This window comes from Candidatus Nitrosocosmicus sp. R, from assembly GCF_054408505.1.
Genome location: NZ_CP167090.1, coordinates 442627 through 462010 on the forward strand (window position 1 = coordinate 442627; position 19384 = coordinate 462010).

20 protein-coding genes and 1 pseudogene are annotated in these 19384 nt (G+C 35.0%); 7 read left to right on the forward strand and 14 right to left on the reverse strand.

What is annotated here, in order from left to right; all coding sequences use genetic code 11:
- The first annotated feature begins 307 nt into the window (after positions 1-307).
- Complete coding sequence (locus tag AAGU22_RS02350; RefSeq protein WP_458720635.1) at positions 308-655, forward strand: hypothetical protein; 348 nt, start codon at positions 308-310, stop codon at positions 653-655.
- Between the two features lie 1313 nt (positions 656-1968).
- On the opposite strand, the gene AAGU22_RS02355 is transcribed toward AAGU22_RS02350, so the two are convergent.
- Positions 1969-3267, reverse strand: coding sequence for a hypothetical protein (locus AAGU22_RS02355; RefSeq protein ID WP_458720636.1), 1299 nt, complete (start codon positions 3265-3267; stop codon positions 1969-1971).
- A 401-nt stretch (positions 3268-3668) separates the two neighbouring features.
- On the opposite strand from AAGU22_RS02355, the gene AAGU22_RS02360 reads away from it, so the two are divergent.
- Positions 3669-3932 carry a hypothetical protein gene (locus AAGU22_RS02360; RefSeq protein WP_458720637.1) on the forward strand — a complete coding sequence of 88 codons (264 nt, stop codon included), beginning with the start codon at positions 3669-3671 and terminating at the stop codon, positions 3930-3932.
- 1403 nt (positions 3933-5335) lie between these two features.
- Here the strand turns inward: AAGU22_RS02360 and AAGU22_RS02365 are convergent.
- Positions 5336-5911: a hypothetical protein gene (locus tag AAGU22_RS02365; RefSeq protein WP_458720638.1), complete on the reverse strand. Its 576-nt coding sequence runs from the start codon at positions 5909-5911 to the stop codon at positions 5336-5338.
- Between the two features lie 141 nt (positions 5912-6052).
- Between AAGU22_RS02365 and AAGU22_RS02370 the strand changes: the two genes are divergently transcribed.
- The gene (locus tag AAGU22_RS02370) at positions 6053-6232 is read left to right on the forward strand and encodes a hypothetical protein (RefSeq protein WP_458720639.1); all 180 of its coding nucleotides are present in this window, start codon (positions 6053-6055) and stop codon (positions 6230-6232) included.
- A gap of 302 nt (positions 6233-6534) precedes the next feature.
- Here AAGU22_RS02370 and AAGU22_RS02375 read toward each other — a convergent pair whose 3' ends face one another.
- From AAGU22_RS02375 to AAGU22_RS02395, 5 genes are all read right to left on the reverse strand, one after another.
- Complete coding sequence (locus tag AAGU22_RS02375; RefSeq protein WP_458720640.1) at positions 6535-8241, reverse strand: PQQ-dependent sugar dehydrogenase; 1707 nt, start codon at positions 8239-8241, stop codon at positions 6535-6537.
- 37 nt (positions 8242-8278) lie between these two features.
- Positions 8279-8716: a hypothetical protein gene (locus AAGU22_RS02380; RefSeq protein ID WP_458720641.1), complete on the reverse strand. Its 438-nt coding sequence runs from the start codon at positions 8714-8716 to the stop codon at positions 8279-8281.
- Between the two features lie 46 nt (positions 8717-8762).
- Positions 8763-9101, reverse strand: coding sequence for a hypothetical protein (locus tag AAGU22_RS02385; protein WP_458720642.1), 339 nt, complete (start codon positions 9099-9101; stop codon positions 8763-8765).
- A 190-nt stretch (positions 9102-9291) separates the two neighbouring features.
- Positions 9292-9597: a helix-turn-helix domain-containing protein gene (locus tag AAGU22_RS02390; protein WP_458720643.1), complete on the reverse strand. Its 306-nt coding sequence runs from the start codon at positions 9595-9597 to the stop codon at positions 9292-9294.
- Entirely contained in the window at positions 9594-9851 is a 258-nt protein-coding gene (locus AAGU22_RS02395) for a DUF7521 family protein (RefSeq protein WP_458720644.1), read from the reverse strand. Before AAGU22_RS02395 ends, AAGU22_RS02390 begins: the two co-directional genes overlap by 4 nt.
- 570 nt (positions 9852-10421) lie before the next feature.
- Between AAGU22_RS02395 and AAGU22_RS02400 the strand changes: the two genes are divergently transcribed.
- Entirely contained in the window at positions 10422-11240 is an 819-nt protein-coding gene (locus tag AAGU22_RS02400) for a cupredoxin domain-containing protein (protein WP_458720645.1), read from the forward strand.
- A gap of 311 nt (positions 11241-11551) precedes the next feature.
- Here the strand turns inward: AAGU22_RS02400 and AAGU22_RS02405 are convergent, their stop codons facing one another.
- The 6 genes from AAGU22_RS02405 to AAGU22_RS02430 form a co-directional block, all read right to left on the reverse strand.
- Complete coding sequence (locus tag AAGU22_RS02405) at positions 11552-12190, reverse strand: DUF1326 domain-containing protein (RefSeq protein WP_458720646.1); 639 nt, start codon at positions 12188-12190, stop codon at positions 11552-11554.
- Positions 12191-12315: 125 nt separating this feature from the next.
- Positions 12316-13281, reverse strand: a complete 966-nt coding sequence (locus AAGU22_RS02410) for a DUF2182 domain-containing protein (protein WP_458720647.1) — start codon at positions 13279-13281, stop codon at positions 12316-12318.
- Between the two features lie 57 nt (positions 13282-13338).
- The gene (locus AAGU22_RS02415) at positions 13339-13974 is read right to left on the reverse strand and encodes a DUF1326 domain-containing protein (RefSeq protein WP_458720648.1); all 636 of its coding nucleotides are present in this window, start codon (positions 13972-13974) and stop codon (positions 13339-13341) included.
- Positions 13975-14309: 335 nt separating this feature from the next.
- Entirely contained in the window at positions 14310-14555 is a 246-nt protein-coding gene (locus tag AAGU22_RS02420; protein WP_458720649.1) for a hypothetical protein, read from the reverse strand.
- Entirely contained in the window at positions 14540-14758 is a 219-nt protein-coding gene (locus AAGU22_RS02425) for a PKD domain-containing protein (RefSeq protein ID WP_458720650.1), read from the reverse strand. The genes AAGU22_RS02420 and AAGU22_RS02425 overlap by 16 nt, the downstream gene beginning before the upstream one ends.
- An 11-nt stretch (positions 14759-14769) precedes the next feature.
- The gene (locus AAGU22_RS02430) at positions 14770-15048 is read right to left on the reverse strand and encodes a YncE family protein (protein WP_458720651.1); all 279 of its coding nucleotides are present in this window, start codon (positions 15046-15048) and stop codon (positions 14770-14772) included.
- Positions 15049-15105: 57 nt separating this feature from the next.
- On the opposite strand from AAGU22_RS02430, the pseudogene AAGU22_RS02435 reads away from it, so the two are divergent.
- A pseudogene (locus tag AAGU22_RS02435) lies at positions 15106-15282 on the forward strand (ATP-binding protein); the annotation flags it as partial.
- A gap of 275 nt (positions 15283-15557) precedes the next feature.
- A complete protein-coding gene (locus AAGU22_RS02440; protein ID WP_458720652.1) occupies positions 15558-15764 on the forward strand; it encodes a hypothetical protein in 207 nt (68 codons plus the stop codon).
- Between the two features lie 136 nt (positions 15765-15900).
- Here the strand turns inward: AAGU22_RS02440 and AAGU22_RS02445 are convergent, their stop codons facing one another.
- On the reverse strand, positions 15901-16947 hold the full coding sequence (locus AAGU22_RS02445) for an IS110 family RNA-guided transposase (protein WP_458720653.1): 1047 nt from the start codon (positions 16945-16947) through the stop codon (positions 15901-15903).
- A gap of 265 nt (positions 16948-17212) precedes the next feature.
- Here AAGU22_RS02445 and AAGU22_RS02450 point away from each other — a divergent pair, with 265 nt between their 5' ends.
- Entirely contained in the window at positions 17213-18661 is a 1449-nt protein-coding gene (locus AAGU22_RS02450; RefSeq protein ID WP_458720654.1) for a hypothetical protein, read from the forward strand.
- Positions 18662-19384 lie beyond the last annotated feature (723 nt).

Consider the following 19384-nt stretch of genomic DNA (forward strand, 5'->3'; position numbering starts at 1 on the left):
CCATCCTCTCTATGTGCACCTCTGCTGAAAAGAAACCTATCCATCTTCTCTTACCTTAATGATTAACAGCAGCAGCCTTTCTTTGACCTTCGGATCCTTTTCCTTCTTGTACAGGATACCACTTTGGCTTTGGTCAACAAAACTGTCGTTGTCTAAGCCATTGATAACAACAGATTGATAGATACAAAAGGTGGTAGATAGCTTTTATATTTTATGATGTTTTGGTGATGAGTTGTTTAGAATTTTTGTGCTAATTGGTATAATCGGTATAACATAGGCTAAATAGTTCAATCTAACATCTTTTTATATGAAATATGATAATTATCGTAATAATGATTCAATAAAATCAAAATCTAATTCAGAGTATATCTATATCCTAGATGAAGGAACGATATGGTTTGTTGATTATTTTTTAGGAGTTGCATTTCCTACCCCCATTAGTTTTGTAGACGTAGAAAATGGGCTTTTTGGATCAGGTTTACCATACAGAGAATTTTCAGACTATTTAGATTTCCAAAACTTTTTAGAAGAAATAACTGGAGGCCAAGAAGTATCTTTAGAATCATCAGTAAATCCCGGGACATTCAAGGAAACAAATAGTATAATAAAATGGGCAACAAGGTACACTATACATAAAGGATCTGCTAATCCATAAAATACATCAGACTTTCTTAGTATTCTATCATGGAATTCTAATTTCTCTATCCGCCAAAGTCGTGGTTTTATCATCTAGTCATCTAAAAATCAAATAATTTTGATTAGACCATTGTATAAACTGATATACTCGCCATATTGGTTTATTTCCATTTTACATTTACTCACAGGAAAATCTTCGGTTATATTAAAATTCCATACTAATTACTGTAAGATATGGAAAATGAAAATGAAAATTATAATAATCATATATATTGATTATTAATACTTCTATTTTCATGAATCATGAGAATGGAAAGGTGGATCCAGACATCACGAAAAAAGATAAAAAGAGTTGCGTAGAACAGTCTGAACGAATTACAAATAAAAAACAACCAGACGGATTTACAAGTTAAGAAATACCAGAACATCCTGAAAAATCGAAATTGGTTTCAGGTCCTTGAATGGAAAACTATCTCGTTGCTATTTTGTTATCTTAATAGAATCATTATTTTTGTTCATCTGTTTTATTTATCACGTTCATTAGGTTTTCGCACCGCAACTGAAACAACACAATTAGTGTAAAAAAAACATACATTAGAGACAAAATGATGAATCCTAAATAAGTTGATTAGTATATCATCCTTAAATCAAATCCATTATTTTATTTCCGTTTCTTAATGAGATTGACTATAGTAAAATAAATCTTGACTATTGTAAACATAATATGAGGTCAAATTTGGACCACATAGAAAATCTCTGGCTAAAATACCGGCACCGGTAAGCGACAGTAATATCCACGTTATAAAAATTATTATTTAATCGTTACTAATGTAAGTAATTATATGAATATTAACACGATAAGATCTAAAAACTATTAATATTTCTATCATAAATCATATCGTGAACAAATCAATAGAAATTTTGTTAAAATTTTCTATGGGGATCAAATACAAATGTTTGGTATAAATTCAAATCATTATTGCTTTGACGAATAGATTTGAAATGAATATGTATTACTGTCACAAAGTCTTTGCTACCTATTTAAGAAACTATGGAATAGAACCTGAAATTATAGATTTACTTTAGGGAAGAATTAACAGTTCAGTTTTTGCTAATCATGGTTATCGTCCAGACATACATGAAATTATTACAAAAAGGATAAGGCCGGTGTTGGGGTGATCTGAAGAAAGAACTAAAAAATTGACATTATAATCAGATTATAACATCTAATCATTATGCTTGAAATGGAATTTATAGATCAGAAAACAAGATAAATGAAAACTGACTTGCAAAGAAGAGGAAATACCTCATAGTAAATAGATGTTGATTTCATTACAAGATGCTCTGGAAATCCGATATACTCTCTCCATAGCGATTGTTGTAAGAGTCAACTATAGCTTCCTTGAGTGTGGCAAGATCAACATCCTCCAACTTGCGTGGTGAAGAGACTCCTGGAGTTTGCTCATAATTAGAGACGATTACATCTATGAATACCGGTTGGCGCAGACGTTTGTTTCCTACTAACTTTAACAATGCCTCGGCTATTGCTGGATAGGGTGTAAAGCTAGGATTATTGAGCCAATTCTTTAGATCCTCTTCCGGAACACTGAAATCAATTCCAATATCTTTCAAGGCCAGTATTTTGTCACTCTTCGTTTCTAATTTTTTAAGGATATTTTCCAATCGACCTGCGAATTGCAGTAATTCTGGTAGACCAATTTTTATCTTAATGAGGTCTGACCAGTGCCTTGTGAATTTTTCCTTACTATCCAAGATAGATTCAAGGCTACCGTTAGTGGTGACAAAACCGGGCGGTTTTGGAAGATCTTTGGCAGTAAAAGTATACATCGAAAATGGATCACAGAGGCCACCAATATAGTAACCCCCATAAATATCCGCAACCGCAACCGGTACTCCTTGTGTAGGAATATTTTGAATCTGTTTTGGAGTTAGTGTACCAACTGACCGTACACCTGATTCCATCTTTTGAAAAGCTTTAGCAATGAATGTGTTGTAACGCTGAACCTCTTGGTGTATTGCGTTATCATCAAATCCAACAGTGTGAATTACTACGATCCGAGCTGAAATGGCATATACCGCAACAGGTAGCGCCCACCGGTAATCCCAGACCCGACTGAAGGAATGATGTTCAGCCCTGTCAGGCATGTGTACCATCCAGCCGCTTTGGAAACTCGTAGGATCTCCAGCCCAGGAAATTGCCTTAACACTATCAGGACGGAGCCAAAATCCTTCCTCCAAATCCCCGGTAAAAGTCTGCACTGCAATAAATGAGTCCCTTTCGGCTATTGCGAGTCTAGGTGACCATTCAGGATCAGATCGAGCCTCGCCGCTTTGCAAGAAAGCATTTGCCGTTTGAAGGGCCGATGTAGCGTGGGCAAGGAGAAAGGCGATATTGTCTTCTCTCTGTGTAACCCATGTCGCCAAAGTTAGATCATTGATCTCATTCAATTTAGCATGTACCCTGTTTAGTGAGTCTATCATTGGATCAGGTGAACCTGGTTTTTCGGTAATCCAGTCATTTAACTCCTTGACTCCAGTAAAAAAGGCGCCATATAGACCCATGACATCGACACCAAAGCTTATAACTTCATGTCCTTCCATAGTTGACATCAACGGTCAAACATTTATCTATATAATAAAGTGCTTGTTTTATCTATAAAAATTCATGTTAGAATCTTGGTATATTAATATTCTTACAAACATTTCAATTGCAATAGCAAAAATTTTAGGAGGAATAAGCCTTTTTAATATTTGTTTTTATCAGGGATCAAGCATAATTTGTAGAAATAAGACCATTGATAGAATTAGGAATATTCTCTTTATTAATAGCAAATCCCTCATCAAGAACTTTACTAACTTTGTAAATTTTCTTAACAATTGATTAATTTAGATAAATCTATTTAAAATAAAATTATTCAAACAAAACATCCGTTTTAGATAAAGTTTGAACTATATTCAATAAAATTTTGAAATATAATAGATTTATTATAATGGTAAAATAATACAATACAATGAATTCAAAACCAATATTCTTAACAATTGGCATAATTGCCATATTGGGAATTGTGTCTATTACATTTTCCTATGGACAAACCGCATTAGCAGACCAAGGTGGTAAACCGAACAACAGCGGCCAAGCACAAGCAAACGCCGATGAGAGATTCCAAGCGAAGATGGAAAAGGCATTGGATAATGATCGCAATAAAGAAGATGGAGCAAACCAAGCGTTAGAGAATATACGAGATGGCATTGGGGTTACCTGTAGCCGTTGCTAAAATCTTTTTTATATAAAGGCGATTAGGGGGCATGTTATCTTCTTGTTAAATATTAAAGAATATAACATTAATTTATAAAGCAGATAATCAAACAACGTAATCACTTTCCCGATCCGTAAGATTAGTACTGTTTCAGAAGGGGATAAAAGAATATCATTTAAGCATAAAATGCAATAAAAACATGGAGTCTGATCTTTACATTTTGATTTAGGCCACTCGATTATTTTGAATTGACCTGCGGAGCTAAAGATGTAAAGCAAGGGGAATTTTTCTAGCACCGTAAAAAGGGAAAAGATTCGAGTTACACTTGAATTAAAAATCGCTAATTAAGGAGGAACAAAAAGACGATTTGCAGAGGAACAATAAACCATCCATAACATGACCAAGACTCTTGTCAAAAATCCATTAGATATAACAAACTCCATTGAGTCTTAACATAAGATAGTAGATCTTAACAGACAACGGTAGAAAAATGATAGATTGGATGACCTTCTTGGTAATATAGAGATCAAACAAACAAATCGAATAAAAGATGCAATAGGCTGTTAATTGATTTTGATTACAATCATATCAAAGTCATTAACTTAATCCTAAAGGGTTTTGCTTTAGGACAAAACATTGGAGAACCGAAATAACAAAAATGACCTAGAAAAATCGGTATGTAAACGCCTTAATACGCTCATTCGTATTACTCTCAAAATTAACGCCAGACCTCGTAGAAAATTACTCATTAACCTTTGTACGTGGTTTAACGAAGGTTTCATATTCTGTCTATATTTTCTTAGAATAGTGTTACTATTATATAGTATAACGTAACCAGTACATATAAACATTACTCACCCTCTCATCGTATTTTTTTAACCCCTTTTAAGCCATGTAATAATTGTTTTGTTTGAGTACATATCTAAATCATAAATGCCAAAACAAACCCCTCTTAGGGTTTAGTCCTCACGAATAATTAAGAGAGATTATAGGAGTCTCAAGCACGGAAAGTGGAAATAAGTAAACATACAGATGGGTTTGTTTAAAAAGTCTGGCTTACAACTAAATAGACGACTAAAGCCGTATTATAGAACTTCTAAAATCAAACAAAAAATTCTTAATATATAGTTACTATTTAGAGTAATTAAAGAAGAGCTGCACTGAATGAGATCAAAAAAGTTTAAAAGAAATACCACTACACTAACTACACTAACCTAAGAAAACTATATTTAGAATACTGGATCTAAGGGGTTAGAAGGGATTCCTAATTGGTTTGAATTTGGAATTAGAATAATATATGTACTATCGAAGGAACGGGAGACTAGCAAATAATTAACGAAGGCATTATAAATAGAAGAGTATGGGATTTAGACCGTATAATAATACATCACAGTAACAAATTTCGTGTGTTAAAATTGTCATCACTCTATAAGCTCTTCAACTTTTTCTACATTACCCAAAATGTGGATTTTTTTCCATATTCCTATATACATTCCTTCCTTATTTGGAATATTAGAAAATTTATATTTTAATAGTATTGCAACCCATGTATATTCCACTTTTTTAAACGGGTCAAATACATTTGTATGTGTGGCGCGTTCTTCTGAATTAGGTAATAGAATTATATTTGGTCCAGGTTTTCTGGATTCACTTATCTTCAGGATATCATTTAAGGACATAGGTGAATTACTTGTTTCTATTACCTTTAAATGAATTGTAGCTGGTGTCCGCCCGTAATTTTTAAACTTTGACCATATCTCACCGTTATCTTTTACATCTATATCCTCTATTGGACCAATCCACGGTCGTAGTGTCAACTCCTTTTCTTCTTGGAGTATTCGGACTTGCTCCTTTGAGTTTTTATACTGTAAAATAAGAACAACAATTGCGATTGCAGTTATGACACTACTTATTGCACTAATCCATTCTGTAGGAGAGCAACTTAACCAAGTATTAATTGATAGCAAATCACAATTCTGTGAAGATTTATCAGTCACTAGTACCTCTTCGAGGAATCCAATCATAACTTGATAATTCGAAAAAAAGGGTTCAAATAGTGAGTAAAACATCATTAACATATACATATTATTTTATTTTCAGTCAGTAAGTTTACTAGTCATACATATGAGTGTAGTTGATTGCGCCTCTGCACTGATAAAGTAAAACAATCACTTGATGAACCGCTGAATCCTCCACCAGTCTCACCGTCAGGTCCTTCAGCCCCAATACAAGATGATGGATTACTTAAACAAACATACGATCCAAATAAAGAACGTGTGACGAACTTGTCAAATAGCAATGGGAGGAGTTTGAAATAACAACCATTTTCTTTTGAATTTACATGGATGGAAAGTCAATGCGGGAAATAATCAATAGAACCTACCCTCGAGGACCGATATTAGCAAGAAGCCCTCCGGGCCCGAACCTACCTTAACATAGTAAATTACAATAGACAATACCGAATTAAGACAAATCAATCCCTAGTATGCTGAAACTAATCCCGTAGATTGGTTATCTAACCCATGTGATAATTCACACGATTTCCACCGAACCCGCTACCTATTTATAGTAACGAAATTGATAAATTAAAATTAGAAAACTTGATAATCAATGAAAATGTTTAATCTACTATTATTTCTCCTACCATTGAAGGATGATAGATGCAATAGTATTGATATTCACCAGATTCATCAAATGTCATGCTAAAATATTGGTTGGGTATTATTGCACCTGAATCAAAGGCTTCTCCTGCATCTTTGTCATTATCTTGTCCTGAGGTTACTGTATGGGAGATAGTATCGCCGTTATACCATGTAATTGTTTGACCCTTTTCTATTGTGATAGGATTAGGAGAGTAGGAACTATCACCGTTTATTCCTACTATGACTGCCGGAACAGAATTGTCATTCTGAGAATTGGTTTGATCATTATTATCTAACTGTTCCAGTTGCGGTTCATCATTAGTTGTGGTATTTACAGTAGGGGTGTTGCCGCTGGTTGTTATATTACCGGAAGAAGGTAAGATTCTAAATATTGAACCAGTATAGCTTAACACATACAGGTATCCATCTGGACCTGTTTGTAGGTCTGTTATGCCGCCAAAACCTTGACCAAATACTATGGGTTGATTTTCTTTGGGGTCGTTAACTTCTTTATCTGCAAGTAGTGCTGTGTTTTCTATATATCCATTATCAAAGGCTAAATCATTTCGTGCCTCATTAAGAACAAATCGATATAAGAGACCATTATTTATGTCACCTACAAACATGTTATTCTGATATTCTGTTCCTAACTTATCGGAATTCAAGAATTCTAATGCTGTAACGCCTATTGGTGTAACCCAAGAGAATTTAGGCTCAGAATATGATCCATTTCCAAAATATACCAAGTCATCCGGTGTTGCTCCAGTACCCATAAAATCATTCTTTGAAAATCCTTGAATCAATGACCATCCTCCATTAAAGCCAGGATACACTAAATTGATTTCATCGCCCGCCGTCGGACCATTCTCTGTATCCCATAAGTTACCTGTCACGGGATCAAAATCCATGCCAAAACTATTTCGAATGCCCATTGCATAATACAAATTAAGAGGAGACTCATCACCAAATATTACATCGCCATTTACGATATCGCCATCTTGAGTAACTCTGAGTACACCACCAAGTCCATTTGGTTCTGGACCGTCTTCAATATTCTGTGCTTGGGTCCTATGTCCTCCCACTTCTCCTATTATATAGTAGACGTTATTATCTGGACCAATTCGGATTTTGCCTCCGTTGTGCTCACCTCTGCCATTATCTGGTATTGAAGTAAGATCTAGTAACAGAGTAGGATTTTCCAGTTGCCCGTCAATGTATTCATAACGATATAATCTATTACCTGATGGGTCTACATTGTCTTCAAAATCGCTACCATCTGAATCGTTGCCTGATTCAGTATAAGAAAGGAAAACATAGATTTTTCCGTCTGGTTGTTTTGCTAATGCAATACCTAGTAGACCTCTTTCTATGTCAGTAGCCACAGATACATCGAGTACTGGTTTATCCTGGATATGACCATCTATAATCCGCATAACCTTTCCAGTTTCTTTTTCAGTGACCAGAATATCGTTCGGACCCAAGAACGCCATACTAGTAGGTTTTTCTAATCCATCTGTTATTTTTTCCACGACAAGGTTGTTATCCTTTACAGTGGGTCCATTTGGTGATTGAGGAGCTTTAGCATATGCTCCATAGGATAAATTAATCGTAGAATAACTGGAATCTAACAATAAAAGTATGCAAATGGTAGACAAAATAAGGGACAGATCAGTTGGTTTCTTCATCAATTACCAATTAACCCATTTTTTTTATTTAGTCTATCTATGCTCGTAGAGTGTGTATTGACTTTTGAATCTTGTACAATCCCGCAAAGGACAGTGCAATAGCCACACTTTGCAGAATTTTTGAAATCACGTCTAGTTTTCCAACATAGAGTTCTACACCCACAATTGGCACACCCACTGTTCTTGAAGCGGCATACGTTATGATCAAGGCTATTGAAACAACTATAACTGCTATGTATGGCGATTTTTTCATAAACCTTGTTTTTATCAACCATAAAACAAGACCCAAATAGATTAAACCTGAAGTAATGAATAACGTAATTTCAACCTGCTTTTCAGTAGTTTCATCATGTATACCAAAGTTTAGTAATTCCACCCAATCGGTATACTCACCATATGCAACAAGAAAATAAACTATCCCTGTGGCTACAAGAATGCCACATAAAGCATAAACTATCAATAAATTTCTATTCATTTTTATCACAAATTATTTTTTGCTAGTACCAAACAAAAAAATAAGATTAGGCTAAACCTTTCTTTGCTTCTTCAGCATGAGTTAAAGCTCCGTTTGTATCATTATCTTTTAAGGCTTTCAGTGAAGCTTCGATGTGTTTTTCAGCACCGCTTACATTTGGTTTATCCTCTAAACCGGATTCAGCTTGCAATAATGATTTTTTTGCGCCCTCATTGTCACCACTCTTTATCATTAAGATACCAGAATCAATCAATTTTATTAGATCGCTATTTGGACCACCAGAGGTACTTGTTTGATTTGTAGCATTTGTTGTGTTGGTTTGTCCATAAGATGTAACGCTATTTGAAATTAAAAGTAGCGGTACAATGGCCAGAATTGAAAACAAGGCAACTCTCCTATAATTTTGTAATATGTTAGTCATTTAGGGACATCTGTTTTTTTTAGGAATAATAAACTTCTTATCATTCCCAGTGATTGAGAATGGTCAAGAAGGTTAATTATAAGTCGACTTTGGATCTTCATAGTATTTGAACCCCTGCCATAATCGAACTATTTTATCGTGATTTTCTTTATTCTTAACCTTTGCAAATAATTTTATTATTCTTAAACGTCATTTGAATTTCATCGATCCAAGAAGTAAAAAATGATTCATCCGTTCCATCAGTTTTGCGAACTATTTTTGTTTTCTTTATCGTCTTTAACTGTTCTAACTTGTTTACCTTTCTATATGTTGAAGATAAAGGTAGATCTAGGTTAGATGCAATTTGTTGGATGCTGTATTCTTTTTCCTCAAGCAGTTTCAAAATAGTAAGACTAGATTTATCTGTCAAAATGGATAAAACGTCTTCTGGCGGTAGTGATGAAGATTGGCGAACATTCAACTCTTCAACACGGCTATTATTACCAATATAAAACCACATATTTCTGCTATTTCTTCAACCATATCTTTGATTTTTTCATCTGACAAACCCAATGAGTCGCCAATTATTGTATCACCTATTGTTATCAAGGCAAAACCAACTGCGAGAAATATCATTGGAACATATCTACTTCTTCTATAGGCTCGAATAGCAAAATAGACTAGTATGAGCCCTAAAACTATGTGAATCAGTATAATCAGATTCAATACTTCCATGGCTTTACTGTTAGATGGAAATATGATTATGATTTAAATGTTATACTAAATAATGAACGCAGTTTTTCTATATATTAATATTAAGAAATATCACTGTAACTAATGGTAATAATTAACGTGATGCTTATCGGTATTATCTCAGAATTGTATATCTTTTGATTTAGCCATTACGTAACGTATATTACCTCTCATAGACCCCATCTGATTTCTGTCTAATTTTTTGGTACTCCTTAAACCTATAATCGGGCCAGTAAAGAAACCAAATAACATCTTTTGCATCCAGACAAGCGGTTATACTTATCTGGATGTAAGCATCAAAGCCTAAATGATGCAAATAATTTACCTTATCATTAGTCTTAAGGATTTACAAAAAAAGCTCCGTTTACCTCTATATCCCTAAAATTGATCACGACTTTCTTATGTTGATGCTGTTTTTTTAGGAAAATGGCTTAGTTAATGCTTTCTCCAACCCTCTTAATAATATATTATATATCTGTCGACAGTTCTCATTGACTGAGAATAGTCAAACCTTTTATTTGGTATCAATCTATTGAAATTATTGGTAGTACTGTGAAGAAATCAAATCTTATTCTATTTTATTTATTAGGTGGAATGATGGGATTATTATTACTCCTGTCGTCATTTACAAACAATATATCAGCTCAGCAAAATTCAACAGGCAATGGTGATGGTACTCCTATTAGTTTACAGCCTGACATAAATGCTGAAAATATGTTCAATACCAAAACAATGACCTTGGGTAACAATGTAAAAAATCTTGTTATCCTTATTCCTAATGAAGGTCATCATGCTGCCGGTGAAGACGATGAAGCCCGCTTCTTAGACCAGCATTTTGTTCCTGAAAATGCAGTAGTTAATACAGGAACCACTGTACTCTGGTTTAATGGCGACGTTGGTCATGAGCGAACAATTGACGTTAAAGATCAACAAGGAAATTCAGTATTTAATACTGGGAAAATTATCGATAGCCAACCTTCCCAGTCATTTGCCTTTAATACTCCAGGAGAGTTCAACTATGAAGCGGTAGGTGACCCAGGTGTAACCATGACTGGTACTATTACGGTTGGAAACATAGAATCTCCAGTTGCTCCTTCTAGTTCGTCTGCTACTACTATAAACTCAAACTCAAGAATCATTGACACTGTGGGAGTACTAATGGTACCAACACAAGATATTGACAGTTATATTCAACAGATAAGAGATGCTGGAATCACGGTAGATAATACATATGACTTTAAAGATTTGAGAGGGGGTCAAAAAGGCACAGGAGATACACAAACGCTTATTGTATGGACTACTGCGAACAAAGACTTGAATGAGACGCTTTCATCATTAAGTGGACTCTCGGCAAGTTTGCCTTATAGTTAAATTCTTATCTATTTTGTGACCTAATCGCAAATTTTTTTACTTGCTAAATATTCGAAAAGTTTTTGCTTCGTGCTTTCCTATAAAATTCTTGTATTAATCGAATCAAGTAGTAACTACTCAAAAATGAAAAGGATGTTGCAGTTGTAATAATTATAAAATATATTGTAATTTCTTCAAAATCATTTACAGACTCATATGAAATTTCACACTCGTCCCACCGAACCAGCGACTAATATTTGGTAACGATAATATATAATAGTAAGAAATAATTTATGGTAAGGCTGTGATTTTTTGTTTGATTATGGCTCTAACTATGGACCTGCCCAGTTAAAGGGTATATGCTTACTAGACCTTCCTTCTCTTTTCCACTTAAAACTCATTGCATCTACTTCATCTTTTACAGCTGTTCCCCATGTAGCAACAGCACCTGGGCCAACTTCACTACCCGGTGGATTAATTGTTTGAACTCTCTTCCCTGGGGGAGTCATTGGACCTCCTAGTGCTACTGCTTGAGCAAGAACTTTTCCTGGTATCTCTGCACTCCACTTGCTCAAATCCTCAGAAATGTCAAATTTAATGGGAGCAAAATCAATTCCCTTAATTTCCCCTATTAACTTGGCAAATTCAGCCATAAATCCGCCTGCTTTACCACTAAAAATCATCTGAAGTGCTTCTCTTTGTTTTTGGTCAGCACGCTCATCAAAAAATAAACCCATAGTTACCTTTGTATTTCCTGCCCAAATATTTCCTTCAAAGGCTCCTATAGCTAATGCATTCAATCCGTCGAGAGATGTATCACCATAATGTCCTTTGTTAATATGATAGGCCAATACCCCTTCACAATCACCGAACGTAGGTTCTTGAGCAAATTCACAAGGACATGGTATCTTACATTTACAAACATCAAACCAATCTCCCGAAGCTTTCCAAGAAGGAATGTTTGTTGCCATTTAGCTAGATAAACATACTAAAATTTAAGAGTATCCGATTTCGAAACAAATTTTGTGATATTCAAATAAGATGAAGCAAATAATACAAATTACTCCAATCTTTTTTACCTGATTTATAACACCTTCTAACCCATTTGCAAATTCATATCCATATTGTCATTCATATTCATACCGTTATTATCTCTATCTTGATTTGAACCTTCCATTATCATTGTATTCATTTTATTCTGAGAATCGTGCATTCCACCTCCGTCTGTTGCAATTGATATTATTCCTGTTATTGATAACATGCCTATTATTACAAACACTATGCCGGTTACCCTTGCAATCCAAATTCCTCTAGACCAGACTTTCTCTGCAAAAATTATTAATGCGAACAATCCCATCCATAGTAAGTTCATCCAACCCAATGCAATCATAAGTAAAAAATACGGCCAACAACATCCAAGACAGTAAACGCCGTGATACAGACCCATCTTTAACCCATCTTTCAACTGTTTTCCTTTCCATCGTTTCATAAAAAATGACAAGGGTGATTCGCAATAGCCCAAACATCTCTTCTTCAATGGGCTAAATTGGTAAACTCCAGACACAATGAGCAAAATTCCAGACACAATCGCAAAATCTTGTATGCTATATCCTACTAAAAGATTATTCATAATTATAGACCAAAACACTAGTAGCATAACACCTGTTAATGCCCAAACCAAAAGGTATGTTCCTATAAATCCTGATGTTTTAATAGCCCTTTTAGAAAGAAGCGCGAATGATCTGGAATTTTGTCTATTTCCTCTTTCTTCTAAATTGTCTGTACGCTGATTGAATTTACTAACCAACGACAAATTGTCATTTTTTTTATTATGATTTTGATCGTTAGAGATTAGGCGATTGTATAGTAACACCATTGGAATTATAGCTGGAAACATCATGGCTGCCATCCCGATAGTCCAACTTATTGTAAATATAGTAACTGCTATTGGGTCCAGAGTCATCATAGCCTCCATCATGTCTGGCTGTTTGATGGAAAAAAGCCATGTAATGGAAGAAATGGAAATGAGGGAGATAAATATTATTTTTTGAGATTTGTCCAATGATATAACGCTCTTAAAAAATGGATTTCGGATTTGTATGGTAAAATAGGACTACCTTTAAGGTCCCTTGTATTCTATGACTGAGTAAAGCGCATTCTTACCCGAATGGTCATAATTAAGATGAGGAGTTGTAATTCTCATCACTTTAGTTTTTGCCATTTCTGCAAGTTTCCAGATAAACCCTTTGGGTAATTGTATTCTTGTATCCTGTTCTTCACCAGTAACTGGATTAACAAAGCTTTCTGACTGCACATCTATGATGCCTGGAACAGAAAAACTACTCTTCTTGCCGTCTATCTTGACTAAGATGTCTACAAACTGTGGTTCTAGGAAAAATTTTATTGTTCCTGCAAATAAGGTAAATGGACCCTCACCTTTAGCTTGACCTGAAAAAATAGATATTATGGCATTTCTTTGTTCGTTGTTAGTATTATTTTTTGATATAAATAATTGAGCAGTACCGTTTCCTTCATGGATTGCTTTGGGCCATGAGATAGCGGAAATTACATCAATTCCGTCAAGACTTGTATCACCATAGTTTCCTGAGCGAATGTGAAATAATACAAGAGTTCTACAGAAACCGTTGGATGGGAATCCATTGAAATTACATGGACATCCATAATTACAATTACAGGTTTCAACATAATCTGCTTTAAATGTCCAAGCTGGGATTTGACTTAAAGTAGAGGTCATATTCATTTAATCTAATCGAAATATATTAATTTTACAGTAATATTGGTACCATGATTGATTTAGATAATAAGATTGTTTGAACTTTTTTAAAGGAGGGTTGTTATAGCATCAGCCATTTGTTTTTGACGTCGACCCATGTGGATATCCTCATGATTTCCACCGAACCCTTATACCATACGGGACTTAATCCCACCGAACCAGCTACCAATTTATAGTAACGATATAAGATTATTAATGCTAATTTCAAAGAAGTTATTTATTCTATTTTGAATATTAATTATTAAAAAGATGGGTGAGTAATTACCCTAGTTATCCGTTTCATTCAAATAAAATTCTCAGGATATTACACTGCTATTCTGGTTTGTTGATTGTCTTTGGTGTAAGGGTGAGTCAGAATACATATTTCCTTCATTGGCATAACCCGACTGTCCATCTACATTATTTTCTGAATTTTCCTGAACCTGGATGTTGACATTATTACCCGAACCTACTATTCCTTCAAAGTTTGAAACAACGGTGATAGTAACACTATCAGGTTCACTCTGTATACCTGCTTTGTTAGTAACTACCAGTTCAAACACAATATCGCGCTGTAAAAGGACATTAGGTGCCGTAAATGTGGGATGACTGACGTTGCATCGCTTAGACTAACTGACGGACCCGCAGGTTGAATCCACTTATAAGTTAGTGTTTCATTTCTGGGGTCTGAGCTTCCACTCCCATCAAGCAGTACAGCATCTCCAGAGTCTACTGACTGGTCAGAACCAGCATTAGCAGTTGGCACTATTGAACCGATCACGGAAACAGTATTTGAATTTGCATTTGTAACATAAATATACCCGTTACCAGAGTTGTAGCCCACTCCAAATGGAACATCCCCATAGTCACCGTATCCACCACATTATTATTGTGGTCTATAACCGAAACGGTGTCTGAACGCTGGTTTGATACATACATATTCTTATTATCAAGGTTGTACGCCACTCTTACTGGAGAAGATCCCACGGGTATAGAATATATCACCCCATCTTGAGCAAATGCCTTTGCAATGTCGGAGAACGGGATTACTAACATTATAAACATAAAAAAAGAAGAGTTTAAGGTTGCATAAATTAAAAAAAGCATCTCCTATTTACTGTAAAAGACAATGGAGAAGGAATATTCGAAGATAAAATTGACAATCTGTTTAAGAAATTCTATCAAGTCGATGTGATGACATCTAGAAAACATGGAGGAACTGGATTGGGTTTGGCAATATTTAAAGAGATTATTGATGTACACGGTGGAAAAATATGGGGCTCACAATAATAAAGATGAAAAAGGTCCCAGTTTTTTTAGCTTACCACTCATGAGTGAAGATGACTATTAGAAAATGCTCTTATGAGACCCTAAGTTATGCATTTATGATTTCATACAAATATTGAAAATATAACCAATTTAATGAAAACTTATCTTTACTTTTAACGGACCAGGAACTCAATGAGCCCAAGCACAGGAGAGATATTCGAGCTGTCAATGCAGATATCACCGAAAGGAACAATGGGAAACATGCCGTTTCGACAGATGGCGGTACATGGTACCTAATGGCTAGTAGATTCTTGAATCTTGATCATCACATTCATTCCTACTATGAGAAAAGCATAATCGAAAGAGCAATGCAGTATATCAAGGATAGAAAAGAGAATTTCGATGATTACTTTCCCTGTAGGTTGAAGAATTGCAAATTAAAGCATGTGATAAACTGGTTAATCCTTTTTGTTCTTATAACAGTGAATAGAAAATGCTTGTGAACATCCATGAAAATCTGCTTGTAAGTTGGCTTCCTGCAATGTCCTGTTTAGCCTACAATATCTATACTTTTAGTTCTAATAATGTTTTCTAAACATAGCCATCGCTATATGGATGACATGGAGGCAGCAATTGTTTTTATTGTTGTTCTAATTTCCGTAGCTTCTGTTGGTATCTTTGCTTGTTCATGTTTCTGTATAGTTCGTTTCTAGTCAGCATGTACCATATGATTACAAGTAATTCTTTAGCGGTTGCAACTATATCTTTACCGTGACCCTTCCTGTTCTTTATTCCGATATAGAATGCTCCCAATCGACTATCGTATTTTACTGCAGTGAGTGCACACTGTACCAATATCCATCTTAACCACGGTGACCCTTGTTTCGTTATTCTACCCGTTATTGTCTTTCCAGCTGATTCTCTAATAGAAGGATCTAGTCCAGCGTAACTTACCAGTTTCCAGGGTGTGGAAAATCGGCTTACATCAACTATTTCTGCGGTTATAAGCATGGCTGAGAACACATCTATTCCAGTAATACTAAGAAGGATCTGTACAAACTTATCATCTCTACATGCATACTTTGATATCTCTTTTGATACTACATCTATCTGATGATTGATTGTTTGGATGGATTCAATTGACGTTCTCAAGATTATCCTATCTACTGGACTAACCTTTGGGAGCAGTGATTTCAACCATTCTATACCTGAAATACTGAATATGTCAGTCAAATCAGTCTTGAAATCATATTTGTCAAGGATTGAATGTACCTTGTTTACCAGTTTTGTTTTGGTTCTCGATAGTGTTATCCTGTGTCTCAGGAGGCTTCTTTTGTCCCTATCTTCTTGTTTTGGTACGTATGATTCGTATATCAAATTGGTTCTGAGTAGATCAGATAATATACTTGCATCCTGTAGTTTATCTGATTTTATCTTGGCTTCTGCTACTATCCTTGTTTTGTATGGATTTGCAAGGAATGTGACTATTCCATTCTCTTCTAAGGTATCATGGATTCTCATCCACATGTTACCTGTAGACTCTAGTACTGCTTGAGTGGTAGCGGTGATCGTGGTGGAATTAGTCTTTACTCTAATAAGTAGATCGCTTATGCCGTTTGCATCATTACGAAAAAAGAATTCCTCCAGTATCTTTCCTTTATCGTCTTTAAGCGCTGCTCTAAACACTTTATTTTTCCTACATCTATTCCAAGATGATTCATATTTTTTCTCCTTTTCTTATTGTTTGCTTTATAGGCGGCAAACATCCATTCACCTTCTTTTATGAGGTAGTTTGATAGCCGCTCAAGGAATCGGTTCGGTCAGAGCCTTGCTCTCATACGGAGCATGTTCACTTTGAACCTAGCCAACACACAATATTGTAGGATACTACAAGATTTTCATATCGTCAGAGCTGTTAGCAACAATCAAATCTTTAAATACCGTGAATCGGGTGTCTGATCGAATGCATAAGGATCCTGACCGAAATCATTCACTATCTGACTACAGAAAGATTGCAATTAAAGTTTCTATAGCAATCATAATAATTTTAATAGTTGATACTTTAACTACGCGACAGATCCTGCCATATAATAACACTACAGGCTCGGTGCTCTTTCTCATAAACATAGTTGTAGCTTACGGGTTAGGGTCATGGGTTCTTTTCAAGTACGTAAGAAAAATCAGCGAGGAGATCATCGGGTCTAAGTCATTTATTGATCATCTTATCAAGTTTGCGATGATAACTCAATATTCACTCTTGATACTGTTCTCATTAATTTTTGTAGATTTTTATTTGCTTGATAATAGTACCCCTGTTCTCTCGTCGTTGGCATTTGCAATAAGTACAATTTCAGCTAGCATCATTATGTCTTTTACAGCCTATAAATTCTTTCTTTGGTTTAGAGCAAGCAACCGAAATAAGATCATTTTGGTCTATGGTTTAGCTGCCACTTCACTAGCAGTGGCCATGATATTCGACGGTGGTGCCAAACTACTTATGGTTAAAGTAATGGAAGAACCATCTTTGACTGCGGTGCTATTGAGTGGTAACTCATCAGATGCTTTTGTATATAAACAATCTGACAAATACAACGGAGACATCCAGTATGAAGTAATTAAACCCGACACAAAAACTGAATACATCGTACCGGCGGAATCTAAGATGCTGTATCAATATCTCAATGGTTGGATACCCATAACTATCTCATTTATCTTTACCTGGGCTATTACGTTGATAGTCTTGAGGAAGTACTATCAAAGGCAAGGCAAACTGCCTCGGTGGATTAATCTTCTCATGATACTCCCACTTGTACTTTATTTTATCGGGAGAAGTGTCGAGTTCTACACCTTATTTACCGGCAACGTAATTCGTTTTGATGATTTGCCTAATCCGTACTTATTTAGAATACTATTTAGAATAGGCGTTATAGGGGGAAGTTTATTATTTGGAGTAGCGTTCTTTATCGTCGCTAAAATGACAACATCGGGTAAGGTTAAGGATTGTCTTACAGTCGCTGCGATTGGAGCTGCTATGATTGGCATATCACTTTCGCCTTCAGCTTTGCAACAAACCTATGGAGTAGCCGGGAGATCACTTGAGCTATTAGCTTCGCTTCTGTTTAGTCTTGGCTTTTATCTTTCTGCAGTGTATATTGCCAATGATACCTCAATAAGGAAAAGTATCGGATCAATTGATAAGCTTGAATTTTTGCACTTGTTAGGACATGCTCAGATGGAAATAGAAATTGAGAATAAGATTGAGGAGGTTGTAAGAAGACAACAACAAGCCCTAAAAGAATCTCGAGTAATTCCCCCATTAGAAGTAGACGATTATGATGTTAAGCTGTATGTCGAGGAGGTGTTGAATGAAGTTAAACGAAAGAAGTCAGAGATATCATAAATTCAATATTATTTAACATAATTAAGTTATCTTAAATATTCAAATATCGACACAATCGAGTGTTGATAAATAGCGGCGATTAGCTATAGTCTATTAAATTATTAACTAGTGTGAAATTTCACACTCGTCCCACCGAACCTCTAACAAATAAAGTAGATTACGGACTAATCTAAATTCGTCAGTTGCAATTTTATGATTTATTTACTTTTGAGTGAAAAAACAAGGTCAAATTTGTTTCACATACCACCGAACCCGCTATCAATATTAGTAACAATGTAGGACATAAACAAATTTGAATTTTAAATTTATGTTTTAATAAAGAAAAGGTCTGTATTATGTATTCTGATATTTAGCAAACTTTGATCTATCTTGTGTTTTATGTGTATTCAAAATATTGAAAATTTTTTTTATTACCACGTTAATCTTTTTCTTTTTCTTTTTATCTCAATCTATAGATATCTGGCATTTTTATGAGTTTTGTCTTGAGGTACTACTATTAAGGGTGAGAGTTTAAGGGACGTCTTTACCGATAATAATTACAACAAGATTATTGGAAATAAAGTATAAGACTGTAGTTGAGTTAATTACTAAATGAAAATTTATTTTGTAATTAGGATTAATCTCTATTGAATACCGATATCCGCACTGCTCCCTACGGTGCATCTATATCTATATATTAATTCAATAACTTGCATACCGTCTCCAAATGTTAATTCATAACGT